The organism is Acinetobacter sp. 2JN-4 (assembly GCF_003687745.1).
Lineage (GTDB): Bacteria > Pseudomonadota > Gammaproteobacteria > Pseudomonadales > Moraxellaceae > Acinetobacter > Acinetobacter halotolerans.
The window spans coordinates 12,940-35,678 of record NZ_RDNY01000012.1 but is presented as its reverse complement, the minus strand read 5'-3'; the positions used below and the strand labels follow the sequence as shown (position 1 = coordinate 35,678).

Below are 22,739 nucleotides of genomic sequence, written 5' to 3'. Positions count from 1 at the left end.
AAATTTTAGAGCATTTAAGTTAATAGTTTATTTTATTGTTTAGTAAAACTTTACATTCTATTTATTTCAAACGGACACTAAAAATATATTAATGTAAGATATTGAAATATATGTAAAATATTTTTTTGTTAAATTTGGTGACAGTGATATAATGCGCCCACAAAATATTATTGATGAATGTGTTTATACATAAACACATGGACGATGTATCGCATGTTAAAACTACATCTAACGCAGCCTCAGCTTAGCAATGCTCAGCAAAATTTTGCTGCACTGGATGAGATTCCAGCGATGCAGCGTCGTCGTTTATCCTTATTAGCCAAAATGGCATTGCAAAGTGCTTTAACTGCATTAGATGGTCAATCTGTTGACTATATCGTGTGGGTTTCGAAGTATGGCGATGAAGAAAAAACACTGCGTATTTTACAAGATGTACTCAGTGGACAAACGCCATCTCCCACGCAATTTTCAACTTCTGTGCATAATGCAATCGCGGGTTTATATTCGATTTTATGCCATGATGATACGCCGTCGACTAGTTTAAGTTGTGAGTGGACAGAGGCTTTGATTGAAGCTTATGCCATTCTAAAAGCACAGCCCCATGTACAAAAAGTACTTGTTGTAGCGTACGATCAAGCATTACCGACCGTTTATAGTGATGCGTGGGACTTTCCTGCATTTGCACTTTCAACCGTAGTGAGTTTGGCGCAGCCTAATTTAGAGGTGCTTGATTTAACTAGTTCGGCATCATCAGGTTCGACGTCAATGGAAAGTTTGGCTTTTTATCAATTCTGGCAAACAGCAGATATCAATCCATCTGCATCGAGATGGAAAAAATGTTAAAACTCAAAGAAATCAAACAAAAAAGTAATTATCTTTGGCGTGTGGCTGCGACGGGATTGAGTTTTGCGAGCTTTGGTGTCGGTGGTATTGGGATTGCAACGGTTGTTGCACCCTTGGTTCGATTGAGTAGTTCAAATCCAGAAGTACGTCAGCAACGGGCGCAACAAGTGATCCGCTATAGTTTTAAAGGCTTTACGGAAATGATGGTGAAGCTTGGGATTATGAGCTATTCCGTTGAGGGTTTGGACAAGCTACAAAATAGTCGACAAGAACTGGTGATCGCTAATCATCCGACTTTAATTGATGTGGTGGTCATGATTGGATTGATGCAGCAAGCCAACTGTGTGGTCAAACAATCGCTATGGTCTAATCCGTTTACGCGCGGTCCCGTCCGAAGTGCAGGTTATATTCTCAATGCAGGTTCGCAACAGTTTATTGAAGATTCTGTAGCGCGTTTACAGGAGCAGGGTGCAGCTTCTTTAGTGATCTTTCCAGAAGGAACCAGAACAGAAAAAGGCGAACGTTTAAATGAGTTTCAGCGTGGTGCTGCAAATATTGCCATTCGAGCCAATGTACCGATCCGTCCAGTTTTGATAAGCTGCACGCCATCAACTTTGACCAAAAATGAAAAGTGGTATCATGTGCCAGCACAGCCTTTTCATATTGAAATTAAGGTGCTCGATGCAATTGAAATTAAGGACATGTTAGTGGATTCAGATATAACACCAAAACAAGTCCGTCAGTTGAATCAACGTTTTTATCAAATTTTTAATGATGAGTTATCGAAAAAATGAGCAATCTTGCTGATGAATTAAAGCAAATGATTATTGATGTTCTCGCACTCGAGGATATTAGCATCAGTGATATTGAGACCGAAGCACCGCTGTTTGGTGATGGCTTAGGTTTAGATTCGATTGATGCTTTGGAGTTAGGTTTGGCATTGAAGAAGCGTTACAACATTCATCTGAATGCAGAGTCCGATGAAACCAAACAGCATTTTAAATCAATTCAAAGTTTAGTGGCTTTGGTTGAAGCGCAGCAAGCCGTTTAAGGAGTAGATCGATGTTAACCCAAGAACATGTGCTGGCAAAACTCAGAGAGTGGATGCAGGATCTATTTGAAATTGAACCTGAAGATATTCGTCTCGATTCAAATTTATATGAAGATCTTGATGTCGATAGCATTGATGCGATTGATCTTGTGGTCAAAATCAAGGAATTGACAGGTAAACAAGTACAACCTGAAGATTTTAAAGCAGTCAGAACGGTCTTGGACGTTGTTACGGTCATTCAAAATATGACGGCTGAATGAGACATCTGCTCAGAGGCATACTGATCACATTTTTTGTGTTGTATCCCTTTATTGTGGGTTGGAGTTTGTCACACGGACAATTTGTCTGGGTTAGTGTGTTACTGGTGGTTTTGGGTAGTGTCCGTCTGATCAGTGCTAGAAAAAATGATTTGATGTTGCCTTTGACTGGATTGGCGATTATTTGTGGTGGACTGAGCTTGATTTTAAAAGATCACGCATGGTTAAAACTCTATCCTGTGGGGATGAGTGTCGGAGCATTGTTGATTTTTGCGCTGACCTTATATAAACCACCCTCAATGATCGAACGTTTTGCTCGTTTAGTTGAGCCTGATTTGCCTGAATCAGGTGTGCAGTGGACGCGTAAAGTCACCATGGTTTGGTGTGGTTTTTTTAGCATGAATGCCATGATTGCTTTGGGAACCGTATTTGCGCCAATGAAATTTTGGGTCATTTATAATGGCTTTATTTCTTATGTATTGATGGGCGTATTGTTTTTAGGGGAATTCATCTTACGTAAACGTCATCAGCGTTTAAATCAGGTCAATACTTAAATGGTTCTGTGAAATGATTGCACCCCTTCATTTTTATAATGAGTCCGATTCAGCCCAAATATTTTGTATTGGTGCTGAGTTTCAAAATATTGTTTATGCCGCTTTTTGGCAGGACGTGCTTGAACAATCGACTGCGATTGAATATTTGGCACAATCGACTTGGGCATTGTGGGAACAAGACAGTTATGATTTTATGGTGCTGTTTTTTGCTGGCTTATTGGCAAATAAAAAAATTATTTTACCGCCCAATCGTGTGCGTAATTTAGAACAACAACTGGCACAGCAGGACATCTATTTTTTAACGCGGCAACAACATCTTTCCCAATCTCTATCTCCTAAGGCGGAGCGTGCAGTTGATTTGATTGTAGAACGTTTGGCGAAAATAAAAAGTGATGAATTTTTAAATGCTGCGCAGATTAGCTTTTTTACTTCAGGTTCAACTGGGGAACCGAAACAGATTGAACGTACCTTAAAGCAATTGTTAAACGAAGTGCGTGGGCTCGCAGCAAGTTTTTCATTTGCTGAACAGTGTCTCGTCATCGCAACGGTCAGCCATCAACATATTTATGGATTATTGTTTAAGTTGCTCTTGCCGCTAGCTACGGGGCGTAGTTTCTACAATCCTCAATTGGCATTTCCAGAAGATGTCATTCAAGTGCAGCAAAGGTTACTGCAATCGGGATACCTAAATTATGTGGTATCGAGTCCTGCTTTACTCAAGCGTTGGACCAGTGAATTGCGATTACAACACTGTGAAATGGTGTTTAGTTCAGGTGGGAAACTGGATGTAGGTATTCGTCCCAATTTGAATGTGCCGATTATTGAGGTTTTAGGCAGTTCTGAAACAGGCGGTATTGCACATCGTAAACAAGATGATGCGGCTTGGACAGCATTTGAAAATGTCGAGATTCAGATTTCTGATCGTCAGCAACTGATGGTCAAAAGTGATCATGCGGGTGAGCAAGGTTGGATCATGACGGGAGATGCTGCTGAATGGATGGTGATTGCTCAGAAACAGTTTAGCCTGTTAGGACGTTTAGATCGGATTGTTAAACTCGAAGAAAAACGTTTAAGTTTGGATGCGATTGAACAGACGCTGAATGGTCTTGATGATGTTCAACAAAGCCATGCCTTAGTGATTGAGCATCAGCATCGACAGATTTTGGCTGCTATCGTGGTTTTGACACCAACTGCACAGCAACAATTGATCCAATTGGGTAAAGCCGCTTTTGTTAAAACACTCAAACAACAACTCCAGTTTCAACTGGAAACGCTAGCGATTCCAAGACAATGGCGTTTTCTGAGTCAAATTCCACAAAATGCCCAATCGAAACGAGATAAAAATTATTTAAAGGCATTATTTTCTATGATGTTACAGCCTGTAATGTTGTCGCAATGGCAAGCACAAGACAGTCAATTTTTTAGTCTGGAATTTCCGCCTGAATTGGCATGTTTTAAAGGGCATTTTCCGAATCAACCGATTTATCCTGGCGTGGGGCAAATCAGTTTTATCCAACAATTTGCTAAACAGGTATGGGCAGATCTGGATTGGTGTCAGGGTTTCGAGCAGCTTAAATTTCAAAATCTGATTCGTCCTTATACCGTGGTGCAGCTCAAACTCAGTCGTAAAGAGCACAAGGTGAGTTTTGAAATGAGCACAGATCAGCATACACTGGCTTCAGGTCGTTTATTATTTTCTGTAGCGCGTGCTTAGGAGTTCAATCATGTTGGATGGTCTGTTGAAATACGGCATCGTGATTCCTGTCTATAATCATCCGCACTATCTCGCTGATCTGGTGCAGCATTTGCAACAATTTCAGTATCCGATCATTTTGATCAATGATGGTAGCCATGCCGCATGTAGTGAAATTTTGCGACAATTGGCGCAACAAAATCAACATGTACATTTGGTTGAACATGCGACCAATCAAGGTAAAGGTCAGGCTGTGATTACAGGGTTGCGTTATGCTACCGAAATGGGGATGACACACGTCTTGCAGCTCGATGCAGATGGACAACATCACTGGGAGGATGTTGCTAAATTTTTCCGATTGTCGCAACAACACCCCGAAGCAATGGTGATTGGACAGCCGATTTTTGATGCTTCTGTCCCGAAAAAACGCCTATATGGTCGTTATGTGACCCACTTTTGGGTGTGGCTCAATAGTCTATCTTTAGAGATTAAAGACAGCATGTGTGGCTTTCGGATTTATCCTTTGAATAAAACCATTCCTATCTTAGATAAAGCCAAATTTCAGCCACGCATGGGTTTCGATAGTGAAATTCTTGTACGCTTAAAATGGGAAAATACCCCGTTTATTAATGTACCTACGCCTGTGATTTATCCTGAACATGGTATCTCCCATTTTAATGTATGGCGTGACAATATTGGCTTGAGTCAAGCCCATGCTCGATTATTTGCTGGTATGTTGATTCGCTTGCCTCAATTGCTTTGGCAAAAACGTGGTTCTGGTAAGTCTCGGGCAGATTAATGACAAACCCTCAGCACACGCCGAATGATACTTGGCATGACATTAAAGAGCGCGGCGGTATGTTACCGCTCATGCTCATGCTTGGCTTTTATCGTTGTGGGGGGCGTTGGCTATGTCGGGTGATTCTGTATTTTGTTATTATGTGGTATTGGTTATTTGCGGTAGCTGCACGGCAGGCTTCTTTGCAATATTTGCAGCGTGTACATCAGTTTGCAGGTCCTCAGTCGCCTTTTACAACGATGCCAACGTGGGCAAATAGTTATGCTCATTTTATGCAGTTTGGTGAATGTATTCTGGATAAAATAGAGGGTTGGTTGGGACATATTCCAGAGCAAAAACTGGAATTAATAGGCCATCAGCATTTTCAACAACATTATCAAAAGGGTACGATTATTATCGTGTCGCATTTTGGCAATATTGAGTTATTACGCGCGCTGAAATCCGAACATCCACAAAAAATTAATGTACTGGTTTATCAAAAGCACGCGACACAATTTAATCAGTTTCTCAAAAAGTTGAATACTAAAGCTGATGTAAATTTGATTGCTGTTGATGAACTTGGCATTGAAACCGCCATGCTGTTACAAGAAAAAATGCAGCAGGGTGAATGGGTGATTGTGGCCGCAGATCGTATTCCTGTGCAGTCCGATCGGGTGCAAAGTGTTCCATTTTTAGGTGAATCTGCCCAATTCCCACAAGGGGTTTGGATTTTGGCAAATTTACTTAAAGTGCCTGTTCTCGCCGTATTTTGTTATCGTGCACAGCATAAGTTTCAGGTGCATATTCATCATCTTGCAGATCAAGTCGATTTACCTCGAAAAACGCGACTCAGTAGTATGCAACAAGTGACTCAGGCATACGTTGCCGTGTTAGAACAACATTGCTTGGCTGCACCGTATCAATGGTTTAATTTTTATCAGTTTTGGACAAAATAACGTGAATGCAAGTCAAATGGGATCAATGATCAAGCCAGTGGTGATTGTTGGAGAGCAACCGCTCAGTATTGAAGATGTAGTAGCAGTTGCTCGAAATGAATGTCGTATCGCACTCCCAGAAACAAATGCTTGGCGTGAATTAATTCAACGCGGTGCAGACTTTTTGGATCAATTACTTGCCGATGAAGGTGTGATCTATGGCGTGACCACAGGTTATGGTGATTCGTGTCTGGTAGAGATCCCGATGCACCAAGTCCATGAATTGCCTTTACATTTATCGCGTTTTCATGGCTGTGGCTTGGGCGAAAACTTGGATCTGATCACGGCGCGTGCCGTGGTAGTGACACGGTTATGTTCATTGGCGCGTGGTTATTCAGGGGTGTCTTTGGCATTGCTGGAACGTTTGGTGTGGATGCTGAATGAAAATGTGATTCCTGTGATTCCATCCGAGGGTTCAGTCGGCGCAAGTGGAGATTTAACCCCACTGTCCTATATCGCAGGAGCATTGGTCGGCGAGCGTGATGTTTATGATCAAGATCAAAGTCGAGTTGTTCCAATTGCACAGGTCTATGTTGAAAAAGGTTTACAGCCCTTAACTTTACGTCCAAAAGAAGGTTTGGCGTTAATGAATGGCACAGCCGTAATGACCGCGATTGCTTGCTTAAATTATAAGAAAGCCGAACAAATCAGTTTAGCCAGTACTTTGATTACTGCACTGAATGTTTGGGCATTGGAGGGCAATCCAAGTCATTTTGATGAAGTGTTATTTGCACAAAAACCACATCAAGGACAGCAACAGATTGCTCAACAACTACGTGTATGGCTGAATAGCGAAGTACAAACTGCGCATCAAAGTCCACGCCTGCAGGATCGTTATTCCTTACGTTGTGCGCCACATATTATTGGTGTGTTTGAAGATTCAAAAACGTGGCTGCGTCAGTTTATAGAAAATGAATTGAACTCCAGTAATGACAATCCCTTGATTGACCCGATTCACTTACGGGTTTTACATGGTGGACATTTCTACGGTGGGCATATTGCTCAAGCGATGGATAGCTTAAAAATCATGATTGCCAATATTGCAGACTTGATGGATCGACAAATGGCGCAATTGGTTGATCATAAAATGAATCATGGTTTGCCGCGTAATTTGACAGGTTCAAGTGTAGATCGTTTACCTTTGAATCATGGTTTTAAAGCCGTACAAATCGGTGTGTCGGCTTGGACGGCAGAAGCCTTAAAAAATACTTTAGCGGCATCTATTTTTTCTCGTTCAACTGAATGTCATAACCAAGATAAAGTCAGTATGGGCACCATTGCCGCTCGAGATGCCACCCGAGTGATTACCTTAACGCAACAAGTGCTCGCTGCTTTGTGCTGTGCCAGTGTACAAGCCGTGCATCTGAAAGGCGTGGAGTCAAAGTTGAGTCCAACTTTACAGGCTTTTGTCGCATGGACGTTGCAAAGCTTTGCATTGCTTGAAGAAGATCGTCCTTTGCAAACTGAATTACAACAGATCATTGATCGTTTCGACAATTTTGAATTGTTTAATCAGTTTGTGGATCAAGCTTAGGAGTGTCACATGCAGGCAGATGTCATTATTGAAATTCCTTTTCATGATGTGGATACCATGAATGTGGTGTGGCATGGACATTATTTAAAGTATTTTGAAATCGCACGATGTAAGTTGTTGGATCAGTTTGCTTATAACTACAATCAAATGCGAGCATCAGGCTACGCTTGGCCTGTGATTGAAAGCCATGTGCGCTATGTGCAGGGCATTGAGTTTGAACAAAAGATTTGTGTGCGTGCCATCCTGAAAGAATGGGAAAACCGTTTAAAAATTGAATATCTCATTCTCGATGCAGAAACAGGCAGACGGTTAACCAAGGGGTATACTACGCAAGTTGCAGTGAATATGGAAACACGGGAAATGTGCTTTCAGTCACCCCCCATTTTATTGGACTGCTTAAAGGCATGGGATGAATTTAAGGAGGAGATAAAATGAATTTGGATTCAGTCAAAGTCTTCTGTTTTAAGGCGAACACAGTTCGCCCCTACACGGCAAGATCATATAAATGTAGGATGCTTAAAGGACATTTTTTTAAAGGTCTATGCAGGGCGATTTCGCTCTTTATCGTGCTTTCTCTATTTAGTGTATTCAGCTATGCCGATAGCGCGGCGGTGAGTACAATTTTTCAGCAGCTTGCAAAAAGTGATGTGGTGCGTGCTGATTTTGAACAACAAAAAAAGTTAGCTAGTTTAAATAAAACCTTTGTTTCCAATGGCACGCTGACCTTTGCTAAATCTAATGGTGTGCTTTGGCAAATCAAACGACCTGTTCAAGCCGATTTGATCGTGACGCAAAAGAAGCTGGTACAAAAAACCCAACGAACCTACAGCCAGATTCAGATTGATCAATCGCCGTATAGTTCTGTTGCAACACTGTTTTTGCAGTTGATGTCGGGTGATGAAAAAGCTTTGGCGAAGAACTTTAATGTGGTTTCTGCCGATTATCGCCCTACAGGTTGGAATGTTGCATTAACGCCGAAGTCAGGTTTATTTAAAAAATTGTTTGTACGTATTGAGGCACAGGGGCAGCAGTATGTCGATAAAATTGTGATTCAGGAACAAGCCAATAATAGCACCACGATTTTATTCCGTAATCAAAATACTCCATTGAAACTAACGGCTGCTGAAGATGCGCTTTTCCAATTGGCAAAATAAATTTACTGCCATCTGGTTAATCCTGTTAACCGTTGTTGGACTGGCACTTGCGTTTGCATGGCTAAAAAAAGATATTCATATCCAGACCAATATTTTTTCTTTGTTGCCTGAAACGCAACAAAATCCTGAGTTGGCGAAAACCCAGCAATATATGAGTGATCAACTCAATCAAAAAGTGTTTGTGGTATTAGAAAGCCAAGATCAGCAAGCGATAGAACACGCTACCCAATTCTTTGAAACACAACTCAAGCAAAGTGCGTTGTGGCAGCCGCTCAAACCACAACTTGATTTAGAACAATTTTCAAAGCAGTTATATCTGCATCGTGCAGGCTTGTTGAGTCCACAAGATCGTCAGCTTTTGCAACAGGCGGTACAACAGCAAGATTTTGAGGCTTTGACTGAACAAAGTTTGATGCAGCTCATGAGTGTCGGGATGCCGATTACGGCAGAATCTTTGCAACAAGACCCTTTGCTGTTATTTCCGCGTTATATGCTGAATGTTGCTACGCAAGCCTCAAGCGATGTCGAACTGGAGCATGGTTTTGCGACCATTCACGATGAGCAGAACGTTTCACGCTTATTGGTCTTGGAACTGACACAGAGTCCCTACAATATTGATTATCAGCAACAGGTGACAGCTTGGATTGCCCAAATGCAACCACAGCTCAATGACTTAAATGTGCAGTCGCATTGGACAGGCACGATTTTATTTTCCAATTTTGGTACGCAGTCGGCGCAAAAAGAAATTTCAACGATTGGTTTAGGTTCAACCCTTGGTTTGATTGTGTTGGTCTGGTTTGGTTTTCGTTCATTCCGCCCATTGCTGACTGAGTTTATTGCCGTTTCAACAGGAAGCTTATTGGCTTTTGCCATAACCCATCTGATTTTTGGTGAGATTCACCTGATGACTTTGGTTTTTGGCGCAAGTTTGATCGGGGTCTGTGTCGATTTTTCTTTCTATTTTATGGCGATGCAATCACAGCATCGTAAATTGGATGGTTTTAGCGTTCTCAGGCCTTTGTTGCCGAGCTTGTTTATGGGCTTAATGACGACGGTTGTGGCATATATTTTCCTGAGCTTTACTCCCTTTCCCGCATTTAGGCAAATCGCGGTATTTTCGATCGTGGGTTTGGTGGCAGCATGGATCACAAGTGTCTTGTTATTGCCACGATTGCCATCACTGAATGCTCAGCCTACGATTCAACGCTTGGCTTGGATTGGGCAAGCACGACAATGGTTTCAGCAACAACATAAAATGCGTTATGGCTTCATTGTTGGCATCATTGCCATGGGCAGCGTGAGCATTTTATTTTTACAACCCAATGATGACATTCGTAATTTACAAAGTATGGATGCCAAGCTCAAAAAGCAAGATCAATATATTCGTTCTTTGTTTGGGCAGCAGCAAAGCAGTGATTATTTTGTGGTGCAGGCGAGTTCAAGTACTGAACTGGAACAACAAGAATCACAACTATTACTCAAGCTTCAGCAATTACAGCAGCAAGGGGCAATCGAAAGTTTTCAAGCTTTGGGTCAATGGATTCCACCGTTGGCACAGCAAAAGCAAAATGTACAGTTATTACAACAAATTCCTGAAACTGCACTGAAAAAGTATGCAGCGACGATGGGCTTGAAATTTGCGGATGTGCAACATTGGCAACAGCAATTGCAGCAGCAGCCTTTACTCACTGAACAGGTTTTTCAGCAGCATCCTTTGGCTTTTTTACAGCCGAGTTCAACCGAACGTTTGGTCATCGTAAATGGTGTGCAGCAGACAGAATTGTTACAGCAACTAGTATCCGCCAATATTCATTTTCAACAACCTGTCGATACACTCTCAACTGCCTTTGCTCAGCATCGCCAGCAAGCACAGCATTTATTGATCTATGCTTTGTTGGCTTTGGCGATTGGTTTAGGGGCTGTTTATGGTCTTGGCTCAGTTTTGCCTTTGGTGTTGCCTGTCTCTTTGGCTTTGCTCAGCACCTTTGCAGTACAAGCATGGCTCGGTGTGGAAATTAACCTATTTAGTATTATGGGAACGTTCTTGATTATTGGGATTGGGGTGGATTATGCCATTTTTTATCGGCATGGACATGATCATCCACAGGTGGTCGGCATGGCGTTGTTTTTGTGTATGATGTCGACCCTGTTGGGCTTTGGATTATTGTCGTTGAGTGATACTTACGCCATTCATTGTTTTGGTTTAACTGTTTTACTTGGCGTGATCTTTTCATTTATTTACGCAACTTTATTCACTCCTGCTGATCAAAAGCATATTGTCGACTTACCACATCGGAGCATAACATGAACACAATACAACAAACGGATGTGGTGATTATTGGGGCTGGGCCTTCGGGTAGTTCGGCTGCGGCATTGCTCCGTCAAAAAGGCTATGCGGTGACGGTGATTGAAAAACAATATTTTCCGCGCTTTTCCATTGGTGAATCGCTGCTGCCACAATGTATGGTGTTTTTGGAAGAAGCAGGGTTGTTGGACACCATTCGTGAACATGTTGCAGAACGTGGTTTTCAGTTTAAAAATGGCGCGGCATTCCTGTGTGGTGAAAAGCGCAGTCATTATGATTTTACCGAGAAATTTAGTGCAGGGCCAGGGACGACTTGGCAAGTGCGCCGTGCTGACTTTGACCATTTACTAGCGCAACAAGCGCAGAAATACGGTGCAGATATTCGCTTTGGTCATGAAGTCACCGCAGTTGATGTCGATGCTGATCAGCCGATGTTAACGGTCTTGGATGAGTCGCAGCAGCAATATCAAATTAAAGCTAAGTTTTTGCTGGACGCCAGTGGTTTTGGGCGCATTCTGCCGAAATTCCTAGATTTGGAAAGTCCTTCAAATTTCCCAGTACGTCGTGCCATTTTTACGCATATTGAGGATGGTATCGGAGATCGTGCTGATTTTGATCGCAATAAGATCTTGATTACCGTCCATGAAAACGATCATCGTGCTTGGTATTGGTTGATTCCGTTTGCGGATGGGCGTGCATCGTTTGGTGTGGTGGCAGAACAAGATTTCTTTGACCACTACTCAGTTCCTGATGATGCCGATGGTCATGTTGCAGATGCAGCCCCAAATGAGCCTGAAGCATTATTAAAACGGATTTTGGCGGATGATCCAAGTTTGTCTCAAGTCTTGCAACATGCCAAATTTGATACACCCGTGAGAACATTGGTGGGGTATTCTGCCAATGTAAAGCAACTTGCAAGTCGTAACTATGCGTTATTGGGCAATGCAGGTGAGTTTTTAGATCCTGTTTTTTCATCGGGTGTAACGATTGCGCTGAAATCATCAAGTTTGGCTGTACCATTGGTTGAGCGAGTATTGAATGGCGAACAAGTCGATTGGATGCAGGAATATGAACTGCCACTTCGTAAAGGGATTCAAGTGTTTCGTGCCTATGTCGAGTCATGGTATGAGGGGGGATTTCAGGATGTGGTGTTTTCAACTCATCAGAATGAAAGCATTCGTCGTATGATTTCTTCGTTATTGGCAGGTTATGCGTGGGATGATCAAAATCCAATTCATAAAAATGCAAAAAGTCGTTTAAGCACTTTGGCTGAATATTGCCGAGAGGGTTTAGCACAAGAAAAAGCCTTAGAGGTCTAATATGCAGCGAATCGGTATGCAGCGAATGGGACAACGGATTTGGCTCATTCTATTGTGCTGTAGCGCATTGTTATTGGTGGGATGTCAGCTCAAACCACAGGCTCAAGGTCTGCAAAGCAGTCACTGGACAGCACAACACTATCAACGCCAAGATCAAGTTGAAGTGCAGTGGAAAGATAAAAGTTTTAGTTTCTTACTCTACCAACAGCAACAAGGGCAGCAGTTAAGTTTGGTTGGCTTAGGTCTGACAGGGCAGCCTTTATTTGCATTACAATTTGATGGGCAACAGGTCAAAGTGCAGCAACGTATTCAACAAATGCGGTTATTGCCTTTTGAGTTTGTGGTGCGAGATATTTTATTTGCCACTTATCCCAATTTTTCCCAATTGGGTCAACAGGCGGTCAGTATTGAACATTCAACGAATCATCAGCGTGTGTTCATTGGTGGAAAATCCATATTACAGATTCAGCAACAGGAAAAGCTGATTGAACTGGATAATCTACAAGTGCCTTATCGTATGACTTTAAGCCCAATTGAAAATACCTTAAATGCAGATCAGCCTGAGCAAGCGGTGCAGCCATGAGTGAGTCACGATTACAAATGCCATGTGAGCAGCCTAAATTTCAAGCTGTTGGCATTCCATTCAGTGTTGGGCTTTCTGCTTTAGGGCAAGATATCGAACACATTCGTAAAAATTTGGTTGCATCAAATCATACGTTGAGCTTGGAAGATGGATTCTTGGGCGATCGCGCTGTATGGGTTGGACGTTATTCTTATCCACTGATTGAATGTGTACCTGAGTCATTGCAAGCATTTGATTCTAGAAATTTACGTTTTACGCTGACGGCTTTGGCAAAAATCGAGACTGAGATTCAGGACTATGTGGCACAGATTGATCCAAAGCGATTAAGTATCGTGGTTGGAACATCAACTTCTGGCATATCTGACAGCGAAGTACGATTGAAACAGTATTTCGCAGGCGACCAGTCGGTTGACATACCACATCAGCCACAGGAAATGGGCTGTATTGCCAAAGCCTTAAAACAGTATTTAGGTTGGCAAGGCGCGGCTTACACCATTTCAACCGCATGTTCATCCAGTGCCAAAGCCTTTGCCGCAGGGCAACGTTTGATTCAATCGGGTTTGGCGGATGCGGTTCTGGTGGGTGGTGTGGATACCTTATGTCAACTGACTTTAAATGGTTTTAATAGCCTTGAAAGTTTATCGGATGGTCTTTGCCAACCTTGTGGTTCGAAACGTGATGGCATCAATATTGGTGAAGCCGCCGCGTTATTTTTACTGACCAAAGCGGCTGCGCCGATCATGTTGTATGGTGCCGGAGAGTCGATGGATGCTTGGCATATTTCTGCACCGCATCCTGAGGGTATTGGTGCCGCGACCGCGATGCAACGTGCTTTAGACGTTGCTGCAATCACAGCGCAGCAGGTGGGCTATGTCAATTTGCATGGTACAGCCACGCCGCAAAATGACGCGATGGAAATCAAAGCCATCCGCCATGTATTTCAAAACCATTCAGTTGCATTAAGCAGTAGCAAGCACAAAACGGGACATTGTTTGGGGGCAGCAGGTGCGATTGAAGCTTTTATTTGTGTTCAGCTATTAAAAGATCAACGTTGGTTGCCTGTTCATCAACAGACTGAAATTGATGCTGATTTAGCAGATCAAAACTATGTACGAGAGGCTCAACTGACGCAAAGCATTGAATATGTCATGAGCAATTCATTTGCCTTTGGTGGCAGTAATATCAGTTTGTTATTTGGTGTGGCACAAGATGAGGAATGCGTTAAATGAAACTTGATGCGATTCACTATATTCCGCATGAACAACCGATGGTATTTATTGATCATCTGATTGAGGCAAATGAAGGTTATGCCATTGCTGAACTAACCATTACACCTGAACTGATGTTCTGCGAAGCTGAGGGCTTACCGACTTGGGTAAGCATTGAAATTATGGCACAAACAGTGAGTGCTTATTCAGGCTGGATGGGGCAACAATTACAACAGTCTCCCAAAGTTGGTTTTTTGTTGGGGACTCGGAAATTACAGTTACCGGTTCCGTATTTTGAACTGGGTCAAACTCTTAAAATTCGGGTGGAACAGCAATATCTACATGAGGGGTTGGGGCAGTTTTCCTGCGAAATTCATTATGCTGAACATGTGATTAGTGCCATGTTAAGTGTGTATGAACCAACGGATTCAACGATGATGCTAAAAGTGTAATAGAGGTTTGTATGGTACTTTTTGGCGGAGTCGTACCGAGGACTCATCCTATTATGGAATTAACCTTCGGTTCGACCTACTTTTGTTTCGACAAAAGTAGGCAAAACCATTGTCATTCACAAAACCTATTCACTTCTTGCATCTATTAAGTAATCTCGCAGAAACATAACCTTATTGATACCACGCAGGTTGTGAATGACGTTTCCGAGTATCCATCTTTTGGGGTGTTCAGATAACAGATTTATCGAGATTTTTATTTTATATTTAGGAAATAATATGCAAAGAAGAATATTAGTCACAGGCTCAAGTCGAGGAATTGGTAAAGCGATTGCGTTGCAATTGGCGCAAGCAGGCTTTGATGTGACGATTCACGCACGTTCACGCGAGACAGAAGCGGCTCAAGTGGTTGAACAAATTCAGAACTTAGGGCAAAAAAGCCATTATTTACTTTTTGATGTCAATGCACGCGAAACCGTCAAAAAATTACTTGAACAAGATGTTGAACAACATGGCGCATTTTATGGGGTGGTGCTGAATGCTGGACTCACTCATGACGGTGCATTTCCTGCCTTAACTGATCAGGATTGGGATGAAGTCATTTCAACGTCATTGGATGGTTTTTACAATGTACTCAAACCTTTGATTATGCCGATGATTCATTTACGTCAAGGCGGACGTATCGTCACATTGTCTTCAGTTTCGGGCATGATGGGAAATCGTGGACAAGTTAACTATAGTGCTGCTAAAGCTGGTTTAATTGGGGCAAGCAAAGCACTGGCATTAGAGTTGGCTAAGCGTAAAATTACCGTCAACAGTGTCGCCCCAGGTCTCATTGAAACAGAAATGGTCACAGATGAAGTCAAAGATCATGCTTTAAAAATGATTCCGATGCAACGCATGGGACAAGTGGATGAAGTCGCCAGTGTGGTGAAATTCTTATGTTCGGATGAAGCATCATATATCACTCGTCAGGTGATTTCAGTCAATGGAGGCTTAATCTAATGAAGCGTGTGGTTGTAACGGGAATGGCTGGCATTACCTCATTGGGCGAAACAGCAGATGAAATTTTTGCCCAGTTTCATGCGGGCAAAAGTGGTATTTGTTATATGCCTGAGTGGGAACAATATCCAGATCTAAGAACCAAACTGGCAGGACCTGTAAAGACATTTCAAATGGCTAAGCACTTTAATCGTAAAGTGACGCGGGGTATGGGGCGCGTGGCATTAATGTCGGTGATTAGTGCGGAAAATGCATTGCAAGATGCGGGGCTGATCGATCACGAGATCCTGAAAAGTGGTGATGCAGGCGTGGCCTTCGGTTCTTCAGCAGGTAGTGTCGATGCGGTTCGTGAGTTTGGCAATATGCTGATCGATCAGGATATGAGTAAGATCAATGCGACGACTTATATTCGTATGATGTCACATACCAGTGCGGTCAATATGACGGTATATTTTGGATTGAAAGGCTTAACCTTACCCACTTCAAGTGCATGTACTTCGGGTTCAATGGCAATTGGACAGGCGTATGAAGCGATCAAATATGGCAAACAAACCGTCATGATTGCCGGCGGTGCAGAAGAACTGAGTGCAGCAGGCGCAGCGGTTTTTGATGTATTACTGGCAACCAGTGGCATGAATGATCAACCCGAAAAATCACCACGTCCTTTTGATGCTAAGCGCGATGGTTTAGTGATTGGTGAGGGGGCTGGCTGTTTAATTCTGGAAGAATATGAACATGCGAAACAGCGTGGCGCAACCATTTATGCTGAAATTGTTGGCTATGCCAGTAATACCGATGGACAGCATGTAACCAAGCCTGATAGTGAAAGGATGGGGCAATGTATGCAGATGGCGCTCAAAGATGCCCAGCTTGATGCCAGTCAAATCGACTATGTCAATGCGCATGGTACGTCTACCGATCAAGGTGATATTGCCGAAAGTCAGGCCTCAGCACGCGTTTTGGGTCGCAAGCCGATTAGTTCGTTAAAAAGTTATTTTGGGCATACTTTAGGTGCTTGTGGTGCGATTGAAGCATGGCTAGGCATCGAAATGATGAAGCGTGGAGAGCTTATTCCAACTTTAAATTTGGATATGGTTGACCCACTTTGTGGTGATTTAGATTATATTACTCAACAAGTGAGAGCGACTGATATCAGTATCATGATGAGTAATAACTTTGCCTTTGGTGGCATTAATACCTCACTGATTTTTAAACGTATAACATAACAAGGGGCATCAAAATAATGTCAATCAAACAATTATTCTTAGCAACTGTTTTAACAACCGCTTTTACTGCATCCGTTCAGGCTGCAGATACCGTGCATCAATTTGATTTTAAAGCGGCAGTTGATCGTGCAGTGGCTGATGGTACTTTAGATGGTTCGGTAAAGTTCTATCTTAAAGGCAACAAATCAGGGGGTAATGTATTAGAGCAAGATATCGTGACCAATCAAAAGACCAATGGTTTTGGCAAGTCTGCTGAGAAATCATGTGATTGGGTGCTTCGTTCTGCACTATTACAATTGGATAAAGCAGCAAAAGCACGTGGTGCAAATGCTGTGACCAACATCGTCAGTTATTTTAAAAAGAATGAAGCTCAAAGTTCGACGACTTACGAATGTCATAAGGGTATGGCAGTTGCAGGTGTTGCTTTGAAAGGTGATATTGTTAAGTTCTAAAAATCCTGCCAACCTCTCTTTTCACTGAGGGGTTTTATGAGTAAAGCCAATGACGACTACACGTAAAATCGAAATACATGTTCAGGCATTGGCTCAGCTTCTAAAACAGGATAAAGCTGACTTTGCTGATTTGCGTTCATTTAACCATTATAAGAAAGGTCAGATTCAAGCTTATCGCAACCATCTACTCGCAAAAAAGTTAGCCTGTGACATTTCAGATTTAAGCTTTTCCAAACATGAACAGGGCAAACCTTTTTTAAACTCACATCCGCTGCATTTTAACCATTCGCATAGTCAACAATACTATGCTTTGGCCATGAGCGAGCGAGTAAAAGATATTGGGGTCGATGTCGAAGAGTTGGATCGAAAAGTACGTTTTGATGCTTTGGCGCAACATGCATTTCATCCTGAAGAATATCAAACTTGGCAACAGCAAGACCAAGATCAGGAATATTGGTTTAAAGTTTGGACCACCAAAGAAGCGATTTTAAAAGCTTCTGGCCTCGGTATTCGATTAGATTTAAATAGCTTAAATACGCAAGTTCATCCATCAAATCATGGCGGAATGTGTACGCATCCACTGATTGGCACTTTCGCCTATCAGAATTTCATCTTAAATCGTGTCGTGGTGACAGTTGCATGGCGAGCAGAGCAGTCTTGTCGAGGTTTTCAGTTTCCACAGATCCAAATGATTCAGCATTAATTTTTTGCAACTTTTAGTTGGCTTTTTCATAGATATTCAAATCGCATACCCAAAAAAATGCCAGTGATTACACTGGCATTTTCTTTGAATCAAGAAGAGTGGTGAGATTTAAGGAATCTCGTCTTCTTCAAATTCAGGCTTCACTTGTACGATAAAATCTTGACGATCTAGACCACGCCATAATGCGTATGCAGTACCGATATAAATAGATGAATAAGTACCGACAAACACTCCGACAATCATCGCCGCCGAGAACCAATGTAAACCATCACCACCCAAGAAGAACATTGCAACCACAACCAGCAATAACGTTGCAGAAGTGTGGAGAGTACGACGTAAGGTTTCGGTTAAGGCAATATCAATGATCTCTTGCGAACTGGTGTCGCGGATCTTACGGAAGTTTTCACGAATACGATCCGATACCACGATGTTGTCGTTGAGTGAGAAACCGATAATCGCTAACAATGCTGCCAAAACGGTTAAGTCAAATGGCCATTGGAACAATGCAAATGCACCTAGAATGATGACAATATCGTGGAATAACGACATGACAGCACCCATCGCAAGTTTAAACTCGAAACGAATGGTGACGTAGATCAACATCAGGATCAGTGCAAGTGCAACCGCACCAGCAGAACGAACATAGAGTTCATTACCAACAGCACCACCAACCGCATCTACTTTATGAACGTTAACGGTATTATTCGGTAGCTGAACTGCTTTGGTAATGCTATTGCTAAGGTCTTCAACTTCTAGATCATCCTGTACAGGCATACGAACGATGAGGTCTGTGTTACTACCTAGGGTCTGAACAACTGCATCTTTAAATCCAGCTTGACTTAGTGCTTGGGTGATCTGCGACGGTTGAACCGCTTGTTCATAGTTCAATTCAGCAGATACACCACCCGTAAAGTCCAAACCGAGATTTAGACCTTTGGTTGCAATAAAGAAAAGACTGGCAACCGTCAGTAAGATTGAGATGATTGCCGCAGGTTTGGCAATCTTCATAAATGGGATGATTTTTAAATCATCTGGACGACCGTATTGCTTTGAGTCACGTTGAGTCAGATCTGACATATCAATCTCCTTAAATACTCAACTTGGTCAAATTACGGCGTTTGCCATAAATGAGTTGCACAATTGCACGTGTGACTGTAATCGCAGTAAACATCGAACAAATAATACCGATCATCAACGTGACAGCGAAGCCTTTGATCGGACCCGTACCAATAGCGAATAAGATAAATGCAACAAGGAAAGTGGTTAAGTTGGAGTCAAGAATTGTGTTATAGGCACGATCATAGCCCGCCACAATGGCTTGTTTTGGTGAAGCGCCCCAACGAATTTCCTCTCGTATACGCTCACAAATCAGAACGTTAGCATCTACCGCCATACCAATGGTAATGACGATACCTGCAATCCCTGGAAGGGTAAGGGATGCACCTAACCATGACATTACGGTCAAAATCATCGCCAAGTTAAACACAAGTGCAAAGTTTGCGATGAAACCAAATAGACGGAAGAAAACCACCATCCAAATTGCGACTAAGATAAAGCCGATAATGGTCGACTGAACCCCTTTCTCAATATTCTCTTTACCAAGACTAGGTCCAACCACACGCTCTTCAACGAAATACATTGGTGCAGCCAAAGCACCTGCACGAAGCATGAGTGCAAGTTCAGCCGCTTCTTGTGGTGAATCTAAGCCCGTAATACGGAATTGTGAACCTAGAACAGCTTGAACCGTTGCCGCATTGATGACCACAGATTCGGTATATGGCGTGCGTACCTCAGTTTGTGCACCCGTCTCAGGATCGGTGACATAACTGATTCGTTGTTTATTTTCGATAAACAAAACCGCCATACGTTTACCAACAGCATTACGTGTGCCGTCAGCCATGAGTTTGCCGCCAGCGCTATCCAAGGTAATATTTACCTCTGCGCCGCCAGAATCTTGGCTAAAGCCCGAACTTGCATTTTGAACGCGTTCGCCAGTCAAAATACGGCTACGATTGAGCAATAATTGACGACCACTATCCATTGATTCAAAAGCAAACACTTCTGTTCCAGGAGGAACAGGTTGCCCATTATATTGACGCGTATAAGGATCAATATATTGATCATTGCTATCGGCAACTAAGCGGAATTCTAAGTTCGCAGTACGACCTAAAACACGCTTTGCTTCAGCAGTATCTTGTATCCCTGGTAACTCCACTACGATACGATTGCTGCCTTGGGTTTGTACCAATGCCTCAGCAACACCCAATTCATTAATACGGTTACGTAAGGTGGTTAAGTTTTGGTTCACTGCATAAGATTGAATTTCTTGACGACGTGCATCAGTGTAGCTCAGTCTTAAGGTTGCACCTGTTGCGGTAGCAACTGGCTGCTGCGTAAACTCGTTACCGTTACGACGTAAGAAATCAGCCGCAGCTTCTCGGTCTGCATTCTCTGCAAACTGGACGGTAATAGTGTTGTTACTTAAAGCGAGATTATTGAATTTAATTTTATTGTCACGAAATTGACGACGCAAATCAGTCGCAGATGTTTCCATACGCTGACTAATCGCTTTATCCATGTCGACTTCGAGCAAGAAATGTACACCACCACGTAAGTCTAAGCCGAGTTTCATCGGTTTAGCCCCAATCTTTTGCAACCATTCTGGTGTTGTTGGCGCAAGATTGAGTGCAATCACGTAGTCTTCGCCTAAATCACGGCTCAGAATCGCTTTCGCCTTCAGCTGTTCTTCTGATGAGTCTAAACGTAATAAAGCTGCATTATTAGAGAAACTATTATCGTGACTGCTAATATTGGCAGTTTTTAAAATCTGCTCAGCTTTTTGCACGACACTCTGATCAATCTGAGTACCTGCTTTTGCGCCCGAAATTTGGACAGCAGGTTCATCAGGATACAGACTAGGAAGTGCATATAACGTACTGATCACAAATACTACGATGATCAGTAAATATTTCCATGCAGGGTAACGCATTCGCTTTCTTCTTAAATGAAAAAGTCGTGCTGAGGCACGACTATTTTATGATTAAAGGTTATTGAGTGTGCCTTCAGGTAACACTGAAATAACACTTGCACGTTGAATTTTAACTTCTACACCACGGCTCAGTTCAACAGTTGCAAAGTCACCATCTAAGCGAATGATTTTGCCCATTAATCCGCCAGCAAATACGATTTCACTACCCACACCAAGACTATCAACCAAACTACGATGCTCTTTGGCACGTTTTGCTTGAGGACGCCAGATTAAGAAATAAAAGATCGCAACAAATACAGCGATCATCAATATGTTAGCCATTAAGCTTGGTCCTTGTTGAGCAGCCTCAGCAGCGTGGGCAGTAGAAATGAAAAAGCTCATTTTGATTTCCTAAAGTTTAAAAAGGTCAAAAAATTGACAATAAGTTCCAATTCGTTTTGCAATGTACCTTGTCTTGGCTTTGCGTGCAAATCCAGATGAATTAATTTGGACAAGGTGGAACTTCTAATCCACGACGTGCATAAAAGTCCTGTACATAGGCATCAAATGTATCGTTTTCCAGCGCATCACGCATTCCTTGCGTCAGGCGTTGGTAGTAACGGAGGTTATGAATTGTGCCGAGCATCGATGCCAACATTTCTCCACACTTCTCTAAATGATATAAATAGGCACGACTAAAGTTTTTACAAGTGTAACAATCACAATGTGGGTCTAAAGGACCTTGATCATGACGATATCGACTATTACGAATTCTGACCAAACCATCGGTGACAAAATAATGCCCATTACGTGCATTACGTGTCGGCATCACACAGTCAAACATATCAACACCGCGACGAACCGCTTCCACGATGTCTTCAGGCTTACCGACACCCATGAGGTAACGTGGTTTGTCCTCTGGCATTTTATTAGGTAAATAATCAAGCACCTTGATCATTTCATCTTTTGGCTCGCCGACAGATAAACCACCAATCGCATAGCCATCAAAACCAATGTCTAACAAGCCAGTGAGTGATTCATCACGTAGATCTTCGTACATCCCACCTTGAATAATGCCGAATAGGGCATTTTTATTCTTGAGTGCATCATGATGGTGGGTTTTACAACGCTTGGCCCAACGTAAAGAAAGCTGCAAAGATTTTTGTGCTTCTTCATGGGTTGCAGGGTACGGCGTGCACTCATCAAAGATCATGACGATATCTGAATTGAGGACTTGTTGAATTTCCATCGAAATTTCAGGGGATAAGAAAACTTTTGATCCGTCAATTGGAGAACGGAAAGTCACACCTTCTTCTTTAATTTTACGCATTGCACCCAAGCTAAATACTTGGAAGCCGCCTGAGTCAGTCAAAATAGGTTTATCCCATTTGATAAACTCATGTAGACCGCCATGCTCTTTAATCACTTCTAAGCCAGGACGCAAATATAAATGGAAAGTATTGCCTAGGATAATTTGTGCTTGAATTTCTTCAAGATCACGAGGCAACATGCCTTTAACCGTACCATAAGTACCGACAGGCATAAACACTGGGGTTTCTACCACACCATGTTCTAGAGTGAGTCGACCACGACGGGCGCGTCCCGACTGGCCTAATTTTTCAAATTTCATGTCATAACCCGAGCAAGATCGAAGTACCCTTTAAG

Annotated in this window: 24 protein-coding genes; 20 read left to right on the top strand and 4 right to left on the bottom strand. The window is 42.5% G+C overall.

Annotated elements, in window-relative coordinates; translation table 11 throughout:
* The first annotated feature begins 213 nt into the window (after positions 1–213).
* The 20 genes from EAH57_RS14535 (at position 214) to EAH57_RS14440 (ending at position 18,106) form a co-directional block, all read left to right on the top strand.
* A complete protein-coding gene (locus EAH57_RS14535) occupies positions 214–843 on the top strand; it encodes a beta-ketoacyl synthase chain length factor (RefSeq protein WP_121930673.1) in 630 nt (209 codons plus the stop codon).
* On the top strand, positions 828–1,637 hold the full coding sequence (locus EAH57_RS14530; RefSeq protein ID WP_121930672.1) for a lysophospholipid acyltransferase family protein: 810 nt from the start codon (positions 828–830) through the stop codon (positions 1,635–1,637). Before EAH57_RS14535 ends, EAH57_RS14530 begins: the two co-directional genes overlap by 16 nt.
* On the top strand, positions 1,634–1,894 hold the full coding sequence (locus EAH57_RS14525) for a phosphopantetheine-binding protein (protein WP_005195248.1): 261 nt from the start codon (positions 1,634–1,636) through the stop codon (positions 1,892–1,894). The genes EAH57_RS14530 and EAH57_RS14525 overlap by 4 nt, the downstream gene beginning before the upstream one ends.
* 11 nt (positions 1,895–1,905) lie before the next feature.
* Positions 1,906–2,154: an acyl carrier protein gene (locus EAH57_RS14520; RefSeq protein WP_121930671.1), complete on the top strand. Its 249-nt coding sequence runs from the start codon at positions 1,906–1,908 to the stop codon at positions 2,152–2,154.
* Entirely contained in the window at positions 2,151–2,705 is a 555-nt protein-coding gene (locus EAH57_RS14515; RefSeq protein WP_121930670.1) for a septation protein IspZ, read from the top strand. Before EAH57_RS14520 ends, EAH57_RS14515 begins: the two co-directional genes overlap by 4 nt.
* A gap of 13 nt (positions 2,706–2,718) precedes the next feature.
* Positions 2,719–4,419: an AMP-binding protein gene (locus tag EAH57_RS14510; RefSeq protein ID WP_121930669.1), complete on the top strand. Its 1,701-nt coding sequence runs from the start codon at positions 2,719–2,721 to the stop codon at positions 4,417–4,419.
* Positions 4,420–4,429: 10 nt separating this feature from the next.
* Positions 4,430–5,197 (top strand): glycosyltransferase family 2 protein, encoded by a 768-nt coding sequence (locus EAH57_RS14505; RefSeq protein ID WP_171407481.1) that lies wholly within the window; start codon positions 4,430–4,432, stop codon positions 5,195–5,197.
* Complete coding sequence (locus EAH57_RS14500; protein WP_121930668.1) at positions 5,197–6,132, top strand: acyltransferase; 936 nt, start codon at positions 5,197–5,199, stop codon at positions 6,130–6,132. The genes EAH57_RS14505 and EAH57_RS14500 overlap by 1 nt, the downstream gene beginning before the upstream one ends.
* 25 nt (positions 6,133–6,157) lie before the next feature.
* Positions 6,158–7,705, top strand: coding sequence for an HAL/PAL/TAL family ammonia-lyase (locus tag EAH57_RS14495; protein ID WP_121930706.1), 1,548 nt, complete (start codon positions 6,158–6,160; stop codon positions 7,703–7,705).
* A gap of 9 nt (positions 7,706–7,714) precedes the next feature.
* On the top strand, positions 7,715–8,140 hold the full coding sequence (locus tag EAH57_RS14490) for an acyl-CoA thioesterase (protein WP_121930667.1): 426 nt from the start codon (positions 7,715–7,717) through the stop codon (positions 8,138–8,140).
* 77 nt (positions 8,141–8,217) lie between these two features.
* A complete protein-coding gene (locus tag EAH57_RS14485; protein ID WP_121930666.1) occupies positions 8,218–8,859 on the top strand; it encodes a LolA family protein in 642 nt (213 codons plus the stop codon).
* Positions 8,834–11,167: an MMPL family transporter gene (locus EAH57_RS14480; protein ID WP_121930665.1), complete on the top strand. Its 2,334-nt coding sequence runs from the start codon at positions 8,834–8,836 to the stop codon at positions 11,165–11,167. The genes EAH57_RS14485 and EAH57_RS14480 overlap by 26 nt, the downstream gene beginning before the upstream one ends.
* Complete coding sequence (locus EAH57_RS14475) at positions 11,164–12,483, top strand: NAD(P)/FAD-dependent oxidoreductase (protein ID WP_121930664.1); 1,320 nt, start codon at positions 11,164–11,166, stop codon at positions 12,481–12,483. Before EAH57_RS14480 ends, EAH57_RS14475 begins: the two co-directional genes overlap by 4 nt.
* Before the next feature lies 1 nt (position 12,484).
* Entirely contained in the window at positions 12,485–13,066 is a 582-nt protein-coding gene (locus EAH57_RS14470) for a DUF3261 domain-containing protein (RefSeq protein ID WP_171407480.1), read from the top strand.
* On the top strand, positions 13,063–14,295 hold the full coding sequence (locus EAH57_RS14465; protein WP_121930663.1) for a beta-ketoacyl-[acyl-carrier-protein] synthase family protein: 1,233 nt from the start codon (positions 13,063–13,065) through the stop codon (positions 14,293–14,295). The genes EAH57_RS14470 and EAH57_RS14465 overlap by 4 nt, the downstream gene beginning before the upstream one ends.
* On the top strand, positions 14,292–14,726 hold the full coding sequence (locus EAH57_RS14460) for a 3-hydroxylacyl-ACP dehydratase (RefSeq protein ID WP_121930662.1): 435 nt from the start codon (positions 14,292–14,294) through the stop codon (positions 14,724–14,726). Before EAH57_RS14465 ends, EAH57_RS14460 begins: the two co-directional genes overlap by 4 nt.
* 276 nt (positions 14,727–15,002) lie before the next feature.
* On the top strand, positions 15,003–15,728 hold the full coding sequence (locus EAH57_RS14455; protein WP_121930661.1) for a 3-ketoacyl-ACP reductase FabG2: 726 nt from the start codon (positions 15,003–15,005) through the stop codon (positions 15,726–15,728).
* A complete protein-coding gene (locus EAH57_RS14450; protein ID WP_121930660.1) occupies positions 15,728–16,951 on the top strand; it encodes a beta-ketoacyl-ACP synthase in 1,224 nt (407 codons plus the stop codon). The genes EAH57_RS14455 and EAH57_RS14450 overlap by 1 nt, the downstream gene beginning before the upstream one ends.
* Before the next feature lie 17 nt (positions 16,952–16,968).
* Positions 16,969–17,403: an excinuclease gene (locus tag EAH57_RS14445; protein WP_121930659.1), complete on the top strand. Its 435-nt coding sequence runs from the start codon at positions 16,969–16,971 to the stop codon at positions 17,401–17,403.
* Between the two features lie 49 nt (positions 17,404–17,452).
* On the top strand, positions 17,453–18,106 hold the full coding sequence (locus tag EAH57_RS14440) for a 4'-phosphopantetheinyl transferase family protein (RefSeq protein ID WP_121930658.1): 654 nt from the start codon (positions 17,453–17,455) through the stop codon (positions 18,104–18,106).
* A 108-nt stretch (positions 18,107–18,214) separates the two neighbouring features.
* On the opposite strand, the gene secF is transcribed toward EAH57_RS14440, so the two are convergent.
* From secF to tgt, 4 genes are all read right to left on the bottom strand, one after another.
* Positions 18,215–19,183, bottom strand: coding sequence for a protein translocase subunit SecF (secF, locus tag EAH57_RS14435; protein WP_121930657.1), 969 nt, complete (start codon positions 19,181–19,183; stop codon positions 18,215–18,217).
* A gap of 10 nt (positions 19,184–19,193) precedes the next feature.
* Positions 19,194–21,095 (bottom strand): protein translocase subunit SecD, encoded by a 1,902-nt coding sequence (gene secD, locus EAH57_RS14430; RefSeq protein WP_005195280.1) that lies wholly within the window; start codon positions 21,093–21,095, stop codon positions 19,194–19,196.
* A gap of 51 nt (positions 21,096–21,146) precedes the next feature.
* Entirely contained in the window at positions 21,147–21,476 is a 330-nt protein-coding gene (yajC, locus tag EAH57_RS14425; protein WP_005195282.1) for a preprotein translocase subunit YajC, read from the bottom strand.
* 100 nt (positions 21,477–21,576) lie between these two features.
* Positions 21,577–22,704, bottom strand: a complete 1,128-nt coding sequence (tgt, locus tag EAH57_RS14420) for a tRNA guanosine(34) transglycosylase Tgt (protein WP_121930656.1) — start codon at positions 22,702–22,704, stop codon at positions 21,577–21,579.
* Between the last annotated feature and the right edge of the window lie 35 nt (positions 22,705–22,739).